At 41.9% G+C, this 19,702-nt stretch carries 12 protein-coding genes; 10 read left to right on the forward strand and 2 right to left on the reverse strand.

Translation table 11 applies throughout. From position 1 onward, the window contains the following. Nucleotides 1–11: 11 nt before the first annotated feature. Nucleotides 12–1,799, forward strand: coding sequence for a HAMP domain-containing sensor histidine kinase (locus AC1DRQ_RS13500; protein ID WP_477425143.1), 1,788 nt, complete (start codon nucleotides 12–14; stop codon nucleotides 1,797–1,799). 334 nt (nucleotides 1,800–2,133) lie between these two features. Then, the gene (locus tag AC1DRQ_RS13505) at nucleotides 2,134–2,523 is read left to right on the forward strand and encodes a response regulator (protein ID WP_477425146.1); all 390 of its coding nucleotides are present in this window, start codon (nucleotides 2,134–2,136) and stop codon (nucleotides 2,521–2,523) included. Nucleotides 2,524–2,639: 116 nt separating this feature from the next. On the opposite strand, the gene AC1DRQ_RS13510 is transcribed toward AC1DRQ_RS13505, so the two are convergent. After that, nucleotides 2,640–3,461 (reverse strand): universal stress protein, encoded by an 822-nt coding sequence (locus AC1DRQ_RS13510; RefSeq protein ID WP_429393835.1) that lies wholly within the window; start codon nucleotides 3,459–3,461, stop codon nucleotides 2,640–2,642. A 305-nt stretch (nucleotides 3,462–3,766) separates the two neighbouring features. Here AC1DRQ_RS13510 and AC1DRQ_RS13515 point away from each other — a divergent pair, with 305 nt between their 5' ends. From AC1DRQ_RS13515 to AC1DRQ_RS13550, 8 genes are all read left to right on the forward strand, one after another. Further along, entirely contained in the window at nucleotides 3,767–4,579 is an 813-nt protein-coding gene (locus AC1DRQ_RS13515) for an SDR family oxidoreductase (protein ID WP_477425149.1), read from the forward strand. Between the two features lie 64 nt (nucleotides 4,580–4,643). Continuing rightward, a complete protein-coding gene (locus AC1DRQ_RS13520; RefSeq protein WP_477425151.1) occupies nucleotides 4,644–5,546 on the forward strand; it encodes a helix-turn-helix domain-containing protein in 903 nt (300 codons plus the stop codon). Nucleotides 5,547–5,836: 290 nt separating this feature from the next. Next, entirely contained in the window at nucleotides 5,837–6,433 is a 597-nt protein-coding gene (locus AC1DRQ_RS13525) for an RNA polymerase sigma factor (RefSeq protein WP_477425153.1), read from the forward strand. A 53-nt stretch (nucleotides 6,434–6,486) separates the two neighbouring features. Beyond that, complete coding sequence (locus AC1DRQ_RS13530) at nucleotides 6,487–7,683, forward strand: FecR family protein (RefSeq protein ID WP_477425155.1); 1,197 nt, start codon at nucleotides 6,487–6,489, stop codon at nucleotides 7,681–7,683. Between the two features lie 195 nt (nucleotides 7,684–7,878). Continuing rightward, the gene (locus AC1DRQ_RS13535; RefSeq protein WP_477425157.1) at nucleotides 7,879–11,244 is read left to right on the forward strand and encodes a TonB-dependent receptor; all 3,366 of its coding nucleotides are present in this window, start codon (nucleotides 7,879–7,881) and stop codon (nucleotides 11,242–11,244) included. A gap of 19 nt (nucleotides 11,245–11,263) precedes the next feature. Then, nucleotides 11,264–13,072, forward strand: a complete 1,809-nt coding sequence (locus tag AC1DRQ_RS13540) for a RagB/SusD family nutrient uptake outer membrane protein (protein WP_477425159.1) — start codon at nucleotides 11,264–11,266, stop codon at nucleotides 13,070–13,072. Between the two features lie 165 nt (nucleotides 13,073–13,237). After that, nucleotides 13,238–15,550, forward strand: coding sequence for a glycoside hydrolase family 3 N-terminal domain-containing protein (locus tag AC1DRQ_RS13545; protein WP_477425161.1), 2,313 nt, complete (start codon nucleotides 13,238–13,240; stop codon nucleotides 15,548–15,550). A 650-nt stretch (nucleotides 15,551–16,200) separates the two neighbouring features. Next, the gene (locus tag AC1DRQ_RS13550; protein ID WP_477425163.1) at nucleotides 16,201–16,779 is read left to right on the forward strand and encodes an RNA polymerase sigma factor; all 579 of its coding nucleotides are present in this window, start codon (nucleotides 16,201–16,203) and stop codon (nucleotides 16,777–16,779) included. A gap of 118 nt (nucleotides 16,780–16,897) precedes the next feature. Here AC1DRQ_RS13550 and AC1DRQ_RS13555 read toward each other — a convergent pair whose 3' ends face one another. Further along, a complete protein-coding gene (locus tag AC1DRQ_RS13555) occupies nucleotides 16,898–19,693 on the reverse strand; it encodes a M16 family metallopeptidase (protein WP_477425165.1) in 2,796 nt (931 codons plus the stop codon). Nucleotides 19,694–19,702 lie beyond the last annotated feature (9 nt).

The following is a 19,702-nucleotide window of genomic DNA, read 5'->3' on the forward strand; positions in this document are numbered from 1 at the left end:
CCAATTTTGCCATGAAAATAAAGAATAAACTTCGGCTGGGTTTCGGCTTTCTTTTTGTCGTTGTCCTCTTTTTTGGGGCAGTATCCATATTTTATATCCATGAGATTTCGGATAGCGCCAAAGTGATCCTGAAGAATAATTATGAATCACTGAATTTTGCCCGGGAAATGCGTACCATTCTTGATGAAGATAAATTGCCGTTAAGTGATAAGTCCAAAGCCGATTTTAGCCGCCAACTTAGCCTGGAAGAGCACAATATTACGGAGGGTGGCGAGGACGCTGCGGCAGCCAGCCTTAGAAAGGCATTTGGCGTACTTCAATCTTCCTCAGCTACACTGGCGCAACAAGAAAGTGCAGAATATGAGGCAAGGGCACAATTAAGGAAGATCGAGAAATTGAATATGCAGGCTATTGTCCGTAAAAACGATTCGGCCCAGGTCTCCGTGCGAAGAGCTACCCTGTTCCTCGGGCTGGCAGGTACCTTCACTTTCCTCGTGCTTTTTAGCTTTAGTGTAAACTTTCCGGGATTTATAGCCAATCCGATGCGCGCCTTATTGGAGGGCATACGCGAGATCAGCCAAAAGAATTATAACCAGCGGCTGAATTTTACCAAAAATGATGAATTTGCCGAAGTAGCTACAGCTTTTAACGAGATGACCGACCGGTTGAAAGAATGGGAAAATAGTAACCTGGCCACGGTGCTGTCAGAAAAACAGCGCATCGAAACGATTATTGAACAAATGATGGATGCAATTATTGGTTTAAATGAAGATAAAGAGATCTTGTTTATCAATACGGCTGCTGAAAATATTTTAAACCTTGACGGGAAAAAGGTTATTGGAAAGCCGGCATACGAGTTTACAGCTCAAAATGATCTGCTTAAATCCATTTTAGAGGGCAACAATAGTTTACGTCCTTTTAAAATTGCACTGAACGGCAAGGAGTCCTACTTTCAGTTAGAGAGCCGGGAAATTGTTATTCCCAATCTTAACCCACAAAAAACAGTACTCAACATCGCCAGCAGGTCAGTAGGTAAGGTGTACATATTAAGAAATATAACCGAGTTTAAAGAACTGGATGAAGCCAAAACCAATTTTATAGCAACCATCTCGCACGAACTGAAGACGCCAATTTCTTCCATAAAAATGAGCCTTAAACTGCTTAAGGATGCGCGCATTGGTACTGTTAATCCGCAACAACTTGAACTGGTGGAACACATCAGCGATGATAGTGACCGATTGTTAAAAATAACCAGTGAACTGCTTGATCTTTCGCAGGTAGAAACAGGTAATATCCAGTTGAACTTTGTATTGTCCGATCCGTTGGAAATTGTAAACTATTCATTAAACACCGTTAAGTTCCAGGCTGAACAAAAGGGGATCAGCCTTCAAGTCAGCACGCCGGGCAATCTTCCCAAAGTGTTGGTGGATGTAGAAAAGACGGCCTGGGTATTGGTTAATTTTGTTTCTAATGCCCTTCGGTACAGCGCCGAAAAATCAAAAGTGATCATTGGGGTGTTAGAAAAAAATAAGGAGGTAATTTTTCATGTTCAGGATTTTGGTAAAGGGATAGATGAACAATATCAAAAACGTTTGTTTGAGCGCTATTTCCAGGTACCAACAGATGGGCAGAATAAATCAGGTTCCGGGTTGGGCCTGGCCATTTCCAAAAATTTTATCGAAGCCCAGCAAGGAAAAATTTGGGTGGAAAGCGCCATTGGCGAAGGTAGCAGCTTTTATTTTTCGTTGCCATCGTACCAGGAAAATAAAAGGATCCCGGATAAGGGAAAAAAGGCTTGAGTGGTTTACCAAAGGCCATGGAAATTAGGTATCTGCGAACAGGCCTGCATACTGTTTATTAAAATGATTTTTTGAGTCTCTCATTTTGAAATTGATTTAATTGCCTTTATGAGATCCGATATTTTGAAAAGGCAATTCCTGCGGTTTAAACCACGTTTTCTGTTCAATCAGGACTTTTGGCATTACAATAGCTAATTCCCCTTAACCGGAACGGATAACCGCGGTTCGCAGCTGCTGTGATACTGACTTTAGTCATTCCGGGCATTGAAACCGTATTATTCACCGGCTGTTATCGACCTGGCTTTAGGAAAGTAGCAGCCTTAATTTTATATATATGAATATACAACCCACCGTGTTACTGATAGATGACGAAAGAAGATCAGGGGGCTGGTTAGGACGGATTGTGCGTTTGGCCGGTTATATTTGTTACCAGGTTGAAAGCGGATTAGAAGCGCTTATTTTACTTGAAAAAGAAAAAATACAAGTAGTTATGAGTGATGTAGACCTACCTGACATGGACTTCGCAGATTTTGTCAAAACGGTCAAGATAAAAAAGCCCTATGTGGAAGTAACCCTCCTGACCAATCATGGCAATATCCATGACGCCATCAGAGCCATTAAAAGTGGAGCGTCTGATTATCTTATTAAGGGAAAGGATAATGTGGATATTCCGGGACCCTTGACCACGCTATTCTGTACTCCAGGTTCATTCGTTTGTGTATGACGACTCAATAAACAGACAGTGAATGTAAGATTATTACCATGGTCAAAGTGTTCCAGAACCCTTGGTTTGCAATTCCGGAACGGGCTGGTCAACGGTCCCGGAATGTCCAATTCTGCTTATGCAGGAATTGAAAATAAGGGAATATTCAGGCCAGAGGCCATGATGCGTGTTTTGCTGCGATGTACCATGGATCCCCAAAATCCGTGCTGTTCGGGCACCATAATTAACAGGTCAGCTCCTACGCTCTTGATCTCATTGGCAATTCCCTCGATGATCGAATCTGACTTGACATTTTTATAGTAATAATCAATACCTTCAAGACCATCGTCAATGCGATTTAATGCCGCTGTATCAGCCCCCATTTCTTTCAATTCCTCTACGGTTTCGTTAATTAAAAGCACTTCTACTTCGGCATGAGTAATTAAAGCCACATTTTTGACCTGTGCCAATATTTGTTCAGATACTCCATTTAGTACATCACACGCAAAAAGTACCTTTTTGGGAACATTGAATTTTACATTCGCAGGAACAGCCAACACCGGATATTTTAGCTTTTTGATAATAGATGTCGTGGTATTTCCTAAAAGTTCCTGTTCAAGCGACTTTTCTTCCATTCCCATCACGATCATCTCCGGTTGGTATTCAGCAACTACTTCCTTAATGGCGTTATCGATAAAGGAAAAAGTGGCCCTGGCAAGTACTTCAATTCCATATTCATCAGCGAGTAATAAAGCCTTTGATTCCAGGAGTACTCTGTTTTCATCTATTAATTGCTCAACCAGGTCAGCCGCAAGACGCGCATTTTCGACATGCACAGAAATGGTAAAGTCGTTTAACAGGATTAATTTATAATTATTTTGACGGGCTATACCTGCGGCATAATTAACTGCGTTTTCTGCCAGCTCTGTATAATTGGTAGCGGCCAATATGGTTTTCATAATATAAAAATTGAATTATCAGGGTTGAAAATATAAAGGTTAAAATTACCGGCAATTACTAAAACAATTGTTGGTACAGCGTAATAATAAGCTTAGGTTGAAAAGTCCCGGCAGCCGCGTTGGGGACTTTTCTATTTATTCAGACTTCCAAAATGAAACAAAAGGGGTAAGACTTTTTTCTTGAAACGATTATTCTTCGGTAGTTGGGATGATGATCCCCGAAATGTATAAGTGATCAGTAGAAAAGTATAAATCAGCCATCTCTCTTAGCCTGACCTTTGTTTCAGCAATTAAATATAAAATAAATGAAAAAGACAGTATTAATAACCGGCGCTTCATCAGGTTTTGGAAAAGAGGCCGTTAAATTATTTCATAAAAACAACTGGAACGTGATAGCTACCATGCGTTCACCAGAAAAAGAAACAGAGTTATCGGCACTTGACCAGGTTTTGGTAACCAAATTAGATGTAACCGATAAAGCCAGCATACAAAATGCCGTGAAAGCCGGAATCGAAAAGTTTGGCCAGATTGATGTATTGGTGAACAACGCGGGTTATGGTGCATTTGGCGCTTTAGAAGCCGCTACCGAAGCGGAGATCAAACAACAGTTCGATGTTAATTTCTTTGGGCTCATCGAGGTAACAAAAGCCTTATTACCGGTTATGCGTGAACAAAGATCGGGCGTTATTATCAATGTTTCTTCTATAGGCGGTAAGGTTACCTTCCCATTCTCGTCACTTTACCATGCTACTAAATTCGCGGTAGAAGGTTTAACAGAATCTATACAATACGAACTCAACCCTTTGGGTATCCGGTTAAAAATTGTTGAACCAGGCGGCTATAAAACCGAGTTCGCAGGTCGTTCGATAGCCATTTTCGGCGTTGGCGAATCAGGCGATTACCAGGCTCCGTTTGATAAATTTATTAGCGCGATAGAGCACTGGCCGATGTCTGAAAACATTGGCGAGGTGGCCGAAGCTATTTACGAGGCCGCTACCGACGGTACCGAAAAATTGCGTTACCCCGTAGGTCATGACGCTGGGCCAATAATTGAGGCAAGGCATCAAATGGACGATGTGGATTTCAAAAAAATGATAGTGGGCCAAATGGGCATTTAAATATCATTGGCTGCCCACGTTGGGCAGCCTTTCTTTTTTTTACAGTAACTTTATCAATAAAAACATGGCCGATAAATACATTGAAGTCAAATCAATCAGCGATCTGCACAGGATGGTACAATACACCCCACCCAGGCATCCCCTGGTGAGCGTGATAGATCATTGCGACTTTTATGCCAAACGGCCCAAAGAGGATGCACTTTACCGGTTCGGGTTTTATATCATTTCGTGTAAAAAGTTTGACGGATTGTTAAAGTACGGCAAGGGACATTATGATTTTAATGAGGGTTCCCTGATGTTTACCGCTCCCGACCAGGTTCTCGGCCCCGGACCCGATGTTCAAGTGGAAGAAGGCTGGGCGCTGTTCATCCATCCCGACCTGATCCATGGTACCGACCTGGGCAAAAAGATACACCAGTATTCGTTTTTTAATTATGAGATAAACGAGGCGTTGCACATTTCGGAAGAGGAAAAACTGATCATTAAAGATTGTGTGGCCAAAATCGAAAAAGAGTATGCGCAAAACATCGATAAGCATTCACAGGGCCTTATCGTTAGCAATATTGAATTGCTGTTGAATTATTGCAACCGATTTTATGACCGGCAGTTTTATACCAGGGCAAAGGTTAATTCGGATGTGGTACAGCAGTTTGAAAAATTATTAAAAGATTATTTTTCTCAAAACAACCTCATAGAAACCGGCCTGCCCAACGTGGGTTATTTTGCCTCCAGGCTCAACCTGTCGCCTAACTATCTGTCTGACCTGTTGGGTAAATTCACGGGTAAAACCACACAGGAACATATCCACCTGGAACTGATAGATAAAGCGAAAACCATGCTGTGGGGTACCAATCAGTCCATCAGCGAAATTGCTTACGGACTTGGGTTTGAGCACCCATCGCACTTTACGAAAATATTTAAAACAAAAACAGGGAAGTCGCCGAGTGAGTACAGGTTATTAAACTAAAATTATGTTTGTTGAGGCTTTTACTTCTTCGCTTATTTCTCCAGTGTTCTGCTACTGGAAAAATAACCGGCGGTTCCTGATACTCCTTTTCTTTCTTTGGTCCCCGACTGTCTTAATGTACTATTTTTAGTATTGCAAGTAATTTTCTATGTTTGTATCATTGCTTTGTGCCAATTTAACCATTAAATAGTTTATTATATTAAGATTTATTTAAACAATTGAGTGACTTAGAATTAAATCGCAATCGATTGCGAAGCGGCGCTTAGTATAGATACCCCTGTTTTAATTTAATGAAAGTGCTTCTTAATGAACCCGAATTGATTAATCGCATCGCCATTGGCGACAGGGAAGCATTTGCGCAATTTTACACAGCATATCTGAAAAATATTTACAAGTATGTTTATAGTATTTGCTATGTAAAGGAAACCAGCGAGGAAATTGTACAGGAGCTTTTTTTAAAGGTTTGGGAAAACCGCGAAAACCTCGTTAAAGTAAAATCTACAAAAGCTTATTTATACCAGTCGGCAAAGAATCTTTTGTTTGACTATATCCGCCGTTTGCAGCTGGAAAGCAAGATACTGGACGTAGTAGAATTAAAAGCTTTGATAGGAGAAAATTACACAGACAATCATTTTTCCTATAAAGAGTATTATCAAATGGCCCAACATGCGATTGATTTGCTGCCCGAAAAAAGGAAACAAATATTTAAACTGCGTTTAAATGATGACCTTACCCTTGACGAGATTGCTTTAAAACTTCATATCTCCAAATCGGTTGTAAAAAAGCAATTATATGCCGGCGTTAGCTTTGTACGCAAATACCTTTATAAACACGGCGAAATTATAGCTGTGTTCCTGTACCTTACCATTTCTTCACGGGTAAATTAAAAATATTTTCACACAGAGGGGGTTTTCCGGAGTTGGCATTCGTCTTAATAGATATGAGCCAATCGATACCTGATCAATTTTTCGAGAACCTTAAAAATCGCCAGCAGAATGAAAACGATCATCTGCGGCTTACAGAGTGGTTTAAAACCGCTTCAGAAGCCGAGATCGAAGAAGTTTTAAACAAGTATAGCTGGTATTTCCAGGATGAGCCGGATGAACGTTATCCCGAAAACGGGCATCTGGTTAAGCTGATCGAGAACAAGATCAATGAAGCCGGGCATTCACCGGTATCGGATAAAATATTTCCCAGGGGAAAAAACTTCCGGCTTTTTGCAAGAAGAGCAACTGCAGCCGCGGCTATGCTGTGCGCGGTAGGCTTACTTTATTCCCTTTTTAAAGGCAGGAAGCAGCCACAATTTTCGGCTCAAATCACTCATACATCCAAAATAGTTCCTGGTGGTAATAAAGCTACACTTACGCTGGGCAATGGCAATACCATTGTGCTTGATTCGGCCCATAATGGTATGCTGGCCAGCCAGGGAAGTGTACATATTTATAAGTCAAAAAATGGTCAGCTTGTTTATGATGTTTCAAAATACAAGGCTCAGGCAACTGATGAACTGACCTATAATACCATAAATACGCCACGCGGTGGCCAATACCAGGTGGTGCTCCCCGATGGCAGTAAAGTATGGCTCAATGCAGCTTCATCTTTAAAATTTCCAGCCCGATTTACCGGTATGCAGCGTACGGTGATGCTGGAAGGTGAGGCGTATTTTGAAGTTGCTAAAGATAAAACGCATCCATTTAAAGTAAGTGTAAATAACATGGAGGTAGAGGTGCTGGGTACCCATTTTAACATCATGGGATACAAGGATGAGGACGCTACTGCAACTACGCTGCTTGAAGGTTCAGTAAAAATAACCAAAGGTAATGCTGCACAAACGATAGTTCCGGGGCAGCAAGCCATGGTAAAACAAAGTATCACTGTAAAAAATGTAGATGTTAATGAAGCTGTTGAATGGAAAAACGGCAACTTCAATTTTGCTCATGAAAAGCTGCCAGGAATTATGCGCAAAATAGCTCGCTGGTATGATGTGGACATTGATTATGAGGCCAAAACTACAACGGCGACCTTTGTAGGTACCATACCCCGTTCGCAAAACATCACCGAAGTTTTAAAATACCTCGAATTAACCGGATTAGTACACTTTAAGATAACAGAAAGGAGAATTACCGCCATGCCTTAACATTTACTTTAAGGTGGTTTTTCTATAGAAACCAGGAAGCGCAACGAACGCTTTCCTGGCTGAGCCTGGGATAAACCGCTAACAATTGTACGACCAATCTTTAACCAAAATTTAACCCAAACATTCAAATGTATGAAATTTTATTTTCAAACGGGATGCATGCGCCCTGTCCGCATTCCTAAACTTTTGCTGGTAATGAAACTTACCCTTGTTTTATTGATCACCATTTTTTTACAAGTTTCGCAGGCCAGTTATGGTCAGCGCATCACCTATAAAGGCACCAATGTTCCTGTGGAAAAGCTTTTTCAGGTTATACAAGCACAAACTTTTTTCAAGGTGTTGTATGCCGATGAAATGATCAATGGTTTAGGCAATACCGATCTGAACCTTAAAAATGCCAGTATTGATGATGCCCTCAAGGCCTGCTTTAAGGATAAGCCATTAACTTATACTATTACCAACAATGTCATTGTTATTAAATACAAACCGGCTCCGCCTGTTGAAAAGGAGCAGTTGAAACCTGTTACAATTACGGGTAATGTAACCGACGATAAGAAACTACCGCTACCCGGTGTAACTGTTTTGTTGAAAGGAACAAATACGACTGCTGTTACCGATATTAATGGTAATTATAAAATCACGGTACCTGATAATAAAGGAACCCTGGTATTTAGTTTTATCGGTTTTGAAAGCAGCGAGGTGGTGCTGGGTGAAAATACCGTGATTAATGTTCAGTTAAATGGAAGTAATCAAAACTTAAATGAGGTTGTAGTAGTAGGTTACGGAACCCAGCGTAAAACATCATTAACCTCATCTGTTTCAACTGTTAAAGGTGCCGAGTTAGTTAAAGCGCCTGTTCCTAACATTACTTCGTCTTTAGCAGGCCGGGTTGCGGGTATATCTGCCCGTCCCAATGGTGGTGTACCCGGACAGGACGATCCGGATATACACGTTAGAGGCATCGGAACAATTGGTAATAATAGCGGTGCGCTTATCGTAATTGACGGAATTGTTCGCCCTAATATTAGTGAGATTGATCAAAACCAGATAGAGTCTGTATCGGTGTTAAAAGATGYTGCTGCTGTCGCGCCTTATGGTTTGGGGGGAGCTAATGGTGTTATATTGATCACTACCAAACATGGTAAAACAGGAGCCCCAACACTTTCTTTGGGGGCCTATTATGGTTTTTTACGCCCCACGTTTCCGCCTAATATGTTAAATGCAAAAGATTATATGACGCTTAAAAATGAGGCGGATATAAACTCAGGGTTAGCGCCGGAATTTGCAACAGACCTGATCAGTAATTATAATAACCTTCACGCGCAAAATCCGGATAAATATCCGAACAGCAATGCCGAACGCGAACTTATTAAATTAAACAAACCACAACAAAGCTACAATTTACAGTTATCTGGTGGGACCGACAGGGTACAGTATTATTTGGGGTTGAATTTCTTAAGGCAAGATGGTATTTATGATCCCTTGTCTTATAATCGCTATAACTATAACGCCATGGTTGATATTAATGCGACATCTACTACTAAAATTAGTGTTTCATTAAACAACTCTATCGAGCAAAATCAAACCGGGCCAAATCCACAGGGAATTTCTTATATACCTACCGCACCTATTTATTATAGCAATGGCCTTTGGGGGCAATCGGGAGGTTACTCACCAGCCGCGGATCTGGCGAGTGGGAGTTACAATAAGATAAACAAAAACACAGCCTTAAACTCCATATCCATTGAACAGCAATTACCCTTTATAAAGGGTTTAAGTATTAAGGGTGTATTCAGCTATGATCCATCTACAGAGGAGCATAAAGACTGGACACGACCCGATTATTATTACATATATGATGGCTCTACCACGCCTGCTACCTATACCAAAAACCTGCTGGGCGATGGAGTTACCACGCTTTCACAATATTTTGGCAAAAGCCAGAATTTTACTTACCAGGGATATTTGAACTATCACCGCACATTTGGTGATCATGAGATAACCGGTTTAATAGTTGCGGAAGCTCGCAGAGGTATCGGTAGCAACTTTCAAGCGTCAAGAAGAGGTTTTAGCGTCGATGTGGATGAATTGAATCTGGGTACATCAGATAAATCGAACTTTGATAATGGAGGTTCATCGAGTACCAGTAGTCAGTTAGGATACGTTTACCGGTTAAATTRTGCTTATAAACAAAAGTATTTAATTGAAGCTACCGGCAGGTATGATGGGTTTTATGATTTTGCACCCGGACATAGATGGGCATTTTTCCCTGCATTTTCAGCTGCCTGGCGTTTGTCTGAAGAATCGTTCATTAAAGACAATTTATCTTTTATAGATAACCTGAAGCTGAGAGGTTCATTCGGGAAGTCTGGAAATCTTCCCGATAGGGATTCTCATTATCAATATCTTACAAAGTATAATTTGTATGGCAATGCCTATGCTTTTGGTGCAGGAAACCTTGTGCAGGGGGCTTATATACCGTTAGAGTCTAACCCTCAAATTACATGGGAAAAAGCTAACAAATCTGATATTGGCCTTGATGGATCCTTATGGCATGGAAAGTTAACTTTTGAGGCGGATTACTTTTATGAAAAAAGATCAGATATGTTGGTTAACCCTATAACCACTGTTCCTGTGGAGTATGGGTTAGCCTTGCCGCAAACAAACGCCGGTATTATGAGCAATCATGGTATTGAGTTTGTGCTTGGTACAAACAACAAATTCAGGAATGGTTTGCAGTTGGGCGTATCGGGTAATTTTAGTTTCGCCCGGAATAAACTTTTACAGGTTTTTGAGTCTGATGCCACAAAGAATAATCCCAATCGCAGTCGAACCGGCAGGGAATTTGGCACGCCATTTGGTTATAAGGCGCTGGGCTTATTTAAAACATCCGATGATAAAAACGGCGATGGGGTGATTGACAGTAAGGATGGTTATAACATTACCCAGTTTGGCGCTATTCATCCCGGCGATGTGAAATATGCTGATATAAACGGAGATGGAAAAATTGATGATAATGATGAAACCGTAGTTGGTTACCCCACCACGCCCGAAATAACTTATGGCTTAAACCTGAATGCTTCATGGAAAGGGTTTGACATAACCTTATTTTTCCAGGGTGCTGCCAACGCAAGCCTGAATATACAGGGATATCAAAATGTTCCTTTCAGGATCAATAATACCAACACATCTTATGAGTATTTTGATAACCGCTGGACCCCCGATCATCAGGATGCTAAATATCCAAAAGCATATGCTTCAAAAAACACCAATAATACTACCAATCCGATTAATGGCGATGGCTTTGGTGCATTTTCATCCTCTATATGGATGGCTAATACCAGCTTTTTGCGGTTAAAAACTGCTGTTATCGGTTACACCATTCCTGCCGCTATTACCAAAAAGTTCAGTATCCAAAATTTGCGTTTTTATGTTACGGGGCAAAACATATTCACCGTAAGCCCACTCAAGTTTATGGATCCTGAAACAGGCTATACCAATCGTGAAGAAGCTTATCCGCTTCAAAAAACCTTCATTTTTGGACTAAACGTAACTTTTTAACAACACCGTAATTAAAGTCATGAAAAAACTAAATAAATATAATATTTACTACAGCTGGCTTTTATTGGCTGTATTGGTGCTGCCAATAGCAGCCTGTAAAAAGTACCTTGATAACGTACCAAAAGACTCTGTAGCCGGCGATGTGCAATGGAGTAATGAAACTACTGCCGATCTGTTTTTAAACGATATATACGGCCAGATAAATAATCAGGGCGATACTCCAGACCCCCTGGACAGTTATACTGATGATAATGACGGTGGCCCATATTGGAAATCGTGGCGTTGGAGACAAGGTATTATTGGCCCCGGTGTTGAAGACGGAACCCCGCAAGAAAATGATGGCAATGCATCTAATTATGAGGAGTGGAACAAGGTTTATTCCAAGATAAGGAAGTGTAATACTTTTATTCAGCAGGTTAATGCTCACCCGTCTAACTTATCAGAAGCTTATCGGAACAAAAGGATAGATGAGGTACGTTTCCTGCGAGCGTTTTTTTACAGCTATTTATGGATGCATGTTGGTGGGCTACCCATTATAACAGTGCCGCAGGACAGAAACACAGATAGCCAGGCCGAACTATTTAAAGCCCGAAGCACCTTTGGCGACACATTTAACTTTATTGATGCCCAGTTAGATTCTGTAGTTAACAACAATTACCTTGCAAAAAAATATAATGCAGGCGAGGCGGACGCAGGACGTGTTACAATAGGTGCGGCGCTGGCTCTAAAAGGCTGGATAGAATTATATGCCGCGAGTCCTGCTTTTAATACGGCAACGCCGGTTACGGGTTCCGATCCTAACAAGTTTTTTAGCTTTGGCAACACTGATGGAGCCCGTTATACCAAAGCTGCAGCAACCAACAAAAAATTTATTGACGAGCTTGGCGGTACCTATACACTATACCCGGATATGACTACTTTCTGGAAAGAAACCAACGAGTACAACACCGAAGTGATCTTTGACAAGCAGTCTGTGGCCAATACCACAGGTAGCGCATTTAATCTTTTTGGTGGTCCGGTATATATACAAGGGCAGTATTTTACCTGGGGTAACTACGATCCGACTCAAGAACTGGTTGATCAGTTTCGGATGGATAATGGTTTACCTATAACCGATCCAAAATCCGGTTACGATCCACAGCATCCATACCTGCACCGTGAAAAGCGTTTTTACGATTGGATTGTGTACGATGGTGCTCCTTATAAGCAAAACTGGATGACCAGTACCGATACCATTTTTACCAGGATTAATAAAGTTCATCCATCCCTAAATGAGATCGATTTTGGCTCATCGGATGTTTCTAATACTGCTTATTATTTCAAAAAGCGTCTTAATCCTGATATAAGGCCGGCCGGGGGAAGTACCGATGGTATAAATTATGTATACTTTCGGTATGCCGAGGTGCTTTTGAACTATGCCGAGGCACAGAACGAAGCAGGCGGCCCCAATGCAGATGTTTACGCTGCTATTGATAAGATCAGAACAAGAAGCCAGCTGCCTACGCTTGAAGCTACTTATGGTGGCCAAACTTTAAGCCAGGAGCAAATGCGTGCCGTTATCCGTAATGAAAGAAGGGTAGAACTTTGTTTTGAGAACAAAAGGTATTATGATATCATCCGCTGGCGTATAGCCGAAAGTGTAATGAATGTTGATAGGCACGGTATGAAAATTACCAACACGTCACCGGCTGATAATAAAGGTATTTGGAAATATGAGCCGGTATTACTTGGGCACCCCCACGTATTTACACCCAAAATGTATTTGAATCCTATACCTCAACAGGTAATTGACAGGAATTCCAATATCAAACAAAACCCTAATTATTAGGACAAACAAGATATTCATGAGGTTTGACTTTTGACGTTTTATTTATTGAAATAATTGTTCTGAAAGGTCAGGGTGCCAAATTGAAACGACCGGTACGGATAGAAATCTGTACCGGTCATATCGTAAAACATGGATAATAAATCCGTAATATTTAATTTAAATCAAATGCGCAAAAAAAAAACACTGTTTCTGTTAATCTACGCTGTAGTATTTGCCTTTAATGCTCAGGCACAACTTTATAAAGACACCAAAGCACCTGTACAAAAACGGGTGGCTGATCTCTTAAAGCGAATGACACTGGAAGAAAAAGTAGGCCAGATGAGCATGTCGTCACTCTCAGGTGCAAAAAACAGTAAAATTGCCTACGGTGTTTTGGAAAGCCCCTTTACTAATGTAAAGGATGTTGCCATAAAATCTGCCGCTGCAAAAAAATATAGCCGTGAACAAACCCGGCTGGGTATTCCGCCCATACAAATTGGCGAATGTTTACACGGGCAATTAGCAGCAGGGGCAACCACTTTTCCGCAAGCTATAGCGCAGGGCAGCACCTGGAACCCGGCACTTATAGAGCAAATGGGGCAAGCGATTGCTACCGAGGCATCCACATCGGGGGTTGATGAAGCGCTTTCTCCCTTGTTTGACCTCATCAGGGATGCCCGTTATGGTAGGGTGGAAGAGTGTTTTTCTGAAGACCCATACCTGGTTGGCCAGCTTGGTTCTGCTTTTGTAAGAGGTATGCAGGGCGATCCGGTGCAAACCCGTAAAAGCTTTGCCTTTGATAAGGTGATGTGTACCGGGAAGCACTTCGCAGCCTACAGCAAGACCATAGCAGGCATTAATTTGGCACCGGCCGAGATTGGTGAACGCGAGCTGCGTTCTATGTTCCTGGCACCTTTCCGTGATGTTGTGCAGGATGCAAACATTGCAGCCATTATGCCGTCATACAATGAAATAGATGGTATTCCTGCTCACAGTAATGAGTTTTTATTAAAGCAAGTGTTGAGACAAGAGTGGGGATTTAAGGGGTACGTATTCTCTGACTATGGAGGTCTTAGTCAGCTGTACGATTTTCATAAAATAGCCAAAGACGCATCAGAAGCCGCCTTGCTGGGAATAAAAGCAGGTGTTGACCTGGAGGCGGCACGCCCCGACGTGTATACCCATTTGGTTGAGTTGGTTAAAGCCGGTAAGATCAAAGAATCGCAGATTGATACCGCGGTAGCCCGTATCCTTACCCTTAAATTTAAGGCCGGCTTATTTGAAAAACCCCTGGCTGATACCGCACGCATAAAAGACAGGGTACATACCCCAGAGCATATTAAACTATCTCAGCAAATAGCGGAAGAATCAATAGTTTTATTGAAAAACAATGATAACCTTTTGCCGCTTAATATCAGTAAGCTAAAATCCATAGCCGTGATAGGCCCCAATGCCAATAAGGTACAATACGGTGATTATAGCTTTACCAGGGATAACTTATCGGGAGTAAACGTATTGGAAGGTATAAAACAATTTGCCGGGAACAACATTAAAGTAAACTACGCCAAAGGGTGCGAACTTACCGGCCTTGACAAGAGCGGGTTTGACGAAGCCGTAAAAACTGCTGAGGAAAGCGATGCCGTGGTAGTGGTATTAGGAACAACCAGTGTTGTATTTTCTGGTGTTGGTTGGAATGGCCAGGCACCAGGTAACGAACCCAATGATCCGTTCACCTGTGGCGAGGGGTATGATGTTACCGATATTAACCCACAGGGTGTTCAACGCGAATTGTTGCAGGCCATATATAAAACTGGTAAACCCGTTATACTGGTATTGGAAAATGGCCGTCCGTGGAGCATAAGCTGGGAAAAGGAAAATATTCCGGCCATTTTAGAGGCCTGGTACCCGGGCGAAAAAGGCGGTACAGCTGTTGCCAATATCCTGTTTGGTAAAGTAAATCCATCGGGCAGGCTTAATATGAGTGTACCGCAGTCTACAGGGCATATTCCGGTATTTTACAATTATGTAAACTCATCAAGAGGCAATAACCGTGAGCCAGGAACCATTGAAAAACCAGGACGTGATTACGTGTTTTCGTCAACAGATCCATTGTTTGCGTTTGGCTTTGGATTAAGTTATACTTCGTTTGATTATAGTAATCTTAAGGTATCAAAAACGGAGTTCAGCAAAAATGAACAGGTAACGGTTTCTGTAGATGTAAAAAACACAGGTAACATGCCGGGTAAAGAAGTAGTACAATTATACCTGGGTAACAAGGTAAATTCTGTAAGTACCCCGGTAATGGCATTAAAGCGTTTTAGCAAAATAGCCATTGAACCCGGACAGGTTAAAACAGTAAGCTTTACTATCAATGCTAAAGATATAGCAATATGGAACCGCCAAATGAAACAGGTTACTGAACCAGGCACATTTGATGTAATGATTGCCAAAGCCGCCAATAATGTGGTGTTGAAAAAACAATTGGAATATAAGGAGTGAGGTCTCAGCATATTCAACAATGGTGTTTGGCTTTTTCCTTGAAGGGGATAATTCCTATATCCGGGGTTTAATTCATCAAGCCACATAAAATTTGATTCACACTTTTCAAAATACGCTTAATTATGCTGTTTGATCAATTAATAGCTGCAAATACTTAATAGAAATAGTTTGAGACTGGAGGTTTTGCGATAACTTTTAACTTATAAAATTTATCCGTTGACTTGGGCTTATTTAAAATCTTTTAACGGATCTTCCCCAATGTTTGCAATTCGCCTCAAATCTTCTACCAAATGTTTCAAAATGTACACAGGTTCAGGAGCCATAATGGACAAGCACGAAGAATCGGTCGCTTGTCCTTCTTTTTTTTCAGTTTAACTTATTGTTAATCAGGTAAATATAGCCAAAAAGCTCACTCATTTTAGCAGTTCGATGTTCAATTCTTCAAAAAACGCTGCTGATAGTAAATTATGCTCTCCAATACGACTTTGACATTAAAAGTGAGTATTAAATGGCAGAATGTTCCATTTTATATGTTTAGGAATGCTGAATAAACGGACCCGTTTGAAAAAAATATCAAAAGCTATCATTTGTTGATAATTAACAATGGTTTAACAAAATATTTAGCTATTTTTAGCATTGTTGATTATGCCATGGATGATATAAGTGCTTTTCCTGATCATTCTTTGTCCGAATTGCTGAAATCGGGTAGTCATGAAGCTTATAATGAAATTTACAAACGTTATTTCGGCTTAATGTTTATTGACGCGTGCAAACGGACGGCCAGCACGGAAGATGCCCAGGACATCATTCAGGAAACATTCATTAATCTCTGGAACCGGCGGGAATACCTTGATCCGGAGAAAAGTATCGCCGGTTACCTTTATGCTGCCATGCGTAACAAAGTCATCGACTGGTTTACGCATCAGGAAGTAAACTCCAGGCATATTAATTCCTTCAAATCATTCTATGAAACCGGCACTTGCCTTACGGATCATGCTATTCGTGAAAAACAGCTGGCCTCCATCATTGAGCGAGAAATTGATGCCTTGCCTCCGCGAATGAGAGAGATATTTATTTTAAGCCGCAGGGCTAATCTCAGCCATAAACAAATTGCCCAGCAGCTTGATCTTTCTGAGCTTACCGTTAAAACCCAGGTAAAGCATGCGCTTAAAATACTGCGTACGCGCCTTGGTTTGGTGATGTTTATCGTAATGCTCATAGGCCGCTGATCAGCAACAGCAAAATAACAATACTTTTAATTTTTTGATGGACCAGATTTTCTGCAAATAAGAATAGCGCTGTTCGCACAGCGCTATCCGGTTAAAGCAGGTAGTATGAAAGTATCTTTTATTCTGCGGTTTTTTCAGGCAGCAGTTGGAAGGTGATCATGTTATTGCCTGACAGAAATACCTGTGCGGCTTGCTTTAACGATACCGCATCTATCTTTTGCAGGAGTTTATCTGTATCAAGCGCCTGCAACACATCCTCGTTATTTTCATACTGGCCCAGCAGGTAGTTCATCCAGAAACCGTTGTCCTTTAAAGCCAGCTCTACATTTTTTTCATACTGGGCTTTAAATTTTTGCACGTCGTCCGCATCCGGACCTTTCTCCTTTAAGATTTTCATTTCCTGCTCTACCATGGTTACCAGGTGATCTGCATTTTGCGGCGCGCAGCCAAAGGCCACGGTAAGGGCAAAGCGGTTATGCGGATATTTGTTGTAGCTGGTTTGTACCTGCGGGCTGTACACCTCGCCTTCGGCTTCACGTAGCTGCTGCAATACTTTGATCTGCAATACGTCGCCCAGGGCTTTTAACTGCAGGTTGGCCAGCGGGCTGTACGTATAATCTCCGCTGAACACCAGCTGTACAGTAGCCTTATTCTCGGTGCCTTTGTATACCCTTTTTACTATATGTCCGGCAGGGATGTGAATACCGAGGTCACGGGGTTTTATATGCTGATGGGTAGCGGGCAATGAGCCTAAATAACGCTCCAGCAATGGGGTAATGGTTTCTGGTTTAAAGTTGCCAACAAAAACAAATGTGAATCCTGAGGCATCAGCAAAGCGTTCCTTATAAATAGCATAGGCTCGTTGCAGTGTGATCTTACCAATACGGTCTATAGTTGGAGGAGCCGAGCGATAATTGTAGTTACCCATTATATAGCTAACGGTATCTGCAAATACATTAGCCGGACTGGCATAACGATTTGTTAAACCGGCAATGGCATTATTGATGGTGTTTTTAAACATCAGCGTATCCTTACGCGGTGCAGTAAACTGCAAATAGGTGAGTTGCAGGGCAGCTTCTAAATCCTGAGGTGCTGCGCCAGCCCTGATGGTTGATGCACGACCTATAATGTTAGCCGACGATGATGCCACCTTGCCGGTAAAAAGGTTGTTGAGTTGCACCATACTAAAATTACCCAGGCCCATCCTGTTCATGATACCGCCGGCGTTTGACGCGACATCGTAATCGGTACCCTCATATAACGATGTACCACCGGGGGCAAATGCGCCGTAGATGATCTGGTCATTTTTAAAATCGGTGGGCTTGAGGATCACTGTTACACCGTTACTGAAGGTTAGTTTAGTGATATTAAGCTGCGCGATCTCCTGTTTGCTGACCACTTTACCAGCTTTTGGTTTTACAGAGAGCAGTGGTTTGTTTATCTCATCTTCTTTAAAGGGCTGGATATCTTCCTTGCTTACATTGGCTATCCAGCTTTGCACCATTGCCGAATCAGGCAGGGAGGCTCTGTCTTTTTCAGGGGCAGATACCAGTACATCCACATCTTTGGATGATAAATATTCGTTCATCAGGGTATTGATATCAGCCAGGGTAATGGCATTGATATGGTTGTTGGTAAACCGATATTCCCAGGCAATACCCGGCGATGCCTCATTATTTAAAAATAAACGCTGATATTCCTTTACATAACTGGTTGAAGGGGTTTTGCCTTGTTCATTTACGCTGTTTTGAAGGCCACGCAAATAACTTTGTTTGATGCGGTCAAACTCGGTTTGTGTAAAGCCGTAACGTTTAATTCGCTCCATAACGCGCCAGGTTTGTGCAAAGCTTTGCTCCAACCTGCCTTCTTTAGCTGATACGCTGAAGCTCAGCATGTCCACATTTTTTAATACCCCGCCAATGCCCGCACTCATACCGGTAAAGGCCGGGTTGCTTTCGCGGCTTAATTCAGCCAGCTTGCGATTACCGAGCAACTGATTAAACAGATTTTGTTTGATGGAGGTGATATAATCCTGCTCGGTTTTCAATTCAGGAGCCTGATGTTTCATCATGATCTCCAGATCGGTTGATGTTTCTTCCTTGTCAGTGACGATCATGAACTGGCTTTTGCCGGTCAGCGGTACATTATATTGTGTGCGTACTTTTTCGTTTTGAGGATTTTTGAGGTCGGCAAATCTTTCTTTAACGAGTTTTTCGGCTTCATTTACATCCACATCACCTACAATGATCAGCGCCTGCAGGTCAGGGCGATACCAGTCATGATGAAAACGTTTAATCACTTCGGGTTTAAATTTGGTTAACACTTCGTCAGTACCTATGGGCAGCCTGTCGGCATAGCGGGCATGGTTCAGCAGCATGGGTAGGTATTGTCTTGACATACGGTCTTTGGCACCTTTACCCAGCCTTTCTTCCTCTAATACCACGCCTCGTTCCTTTTCAATTTCGGTAGGGTCTAAAGTGGCTTCCTGCGCCCAGTCGCGCATAATGCGGATGCCGTTACCAAACATAGCAGGGTTATCGGTAGGGATGGGTAACTGGTAAACAGTTTCGTCAAAACTGGTATAGGCGTTCAGGTCGGCACCAAAGCGGACACCGGCTTTCTGCAGGTAATCAACCAGGTCATTCTTCGGAAAGTTTTTGGTGCCATTAAAGTTCATGTGCTCCATGAAGTGCGCCAGGCCCTGCTGGTCATCATCTTCCAGCACAGAGCCTACCTTATTAACAAGGTATAATTCTACACGTTTCCTGGGTTCATTATTATGACGAATGTAATAAGTAAAGCCATTGGCCAGTTTCCCGGTGCGCACAGCCGGATCTAAGGGGATGGATTGCGCTAAGGCAGCGTATCCGGCAAAGCCGATTGCGGTGGTTAGTATCAGTTTTTTAATATCCATGGGGAGGGG

This window comes from Mucilaginibacter sp. P4_E8 (assembly GCF_056401495.1).

Bases quoted from the DNA above. Each gene is read 5' to 3' on its own strand.
- AC1DRQ_RS13525 (WP_477425153.1), top strand. From the start codon at position 5,837: ATGAAAGTGCTTCTTAATGAACCCGAATTGATTAATCGCATCGCCATT.
- AC1DRQ_RS13530 (WP_477425155.1), top strand. From the start codon at position 6,487: ATGAGCCAATCGATACCTGATCAATTTTTCGAGAACCTTAAAAATCGC.
- AC1DRQ_RS13550 (WP_477425163.1), top strand. From the start codon at position 16,201: ATGGATGATATAAGTGCTTTTCCTGATCATTCTTTGTCCGAATTGCTG.
- AC1DRQ_RS13555 (WP_477425165.1), bottom strand. From the start codon at position 19,693: ATGGATATTAAAAAACTGATACTAACCACCGCAATCGGCTTTGCCGGA.
- AC1DRQ_RS13545 (WP_477425161.1), top strand. From the start codon at position 13,238: ATGCGCAAAAAAAAAACACTGTTTCTGTTAATCTACGCTGTAGTATTT.
- AC1DRQ_RS13500 (WP_477425143.1), top strand. From the start codon at position 12: ATGAAAATAAAGAATAAACTTCGGCTGGGTTTCGGCTTTCTTTTTGTC.
- AC1DRQ_RS13510 (WP_429393835.1), bottom strand. From the start codon at position 3,461: ATGAAAACCATATTGGCCGCTACCAATTATACAGAGCTGGCAGAAAAC.
- AC1DRQ_RS13515 (WP_477425149.1), top strand. From the start codon at position 3,767: ATGAAAAAGACAGTATTAATAACCGGCGCTTCATCAGGTTTTGGAAAA.
- AC1DRQ_RS13540 (WP_477425159.1), top strand. From the start codon at position 11,264: ATGAAAAAACTAAATAAATATAATATTTACTACAGCTGGCTTTTATTG.
- AC1DRQ_RS13520 (WP_477425151.1), top strand. From the start codon at position 4,644: ATGGCCGATAAATACATTGAAGTCAAATCAATCAGCGATCTGCACAGG.
- AC1DRQ_RS13505 (WP_477425146.1), top strand. From the start codon at position 2,134: ATGAATATACAACCCACCGTGTTACTGATAGATGACGAAAGAAGATCA.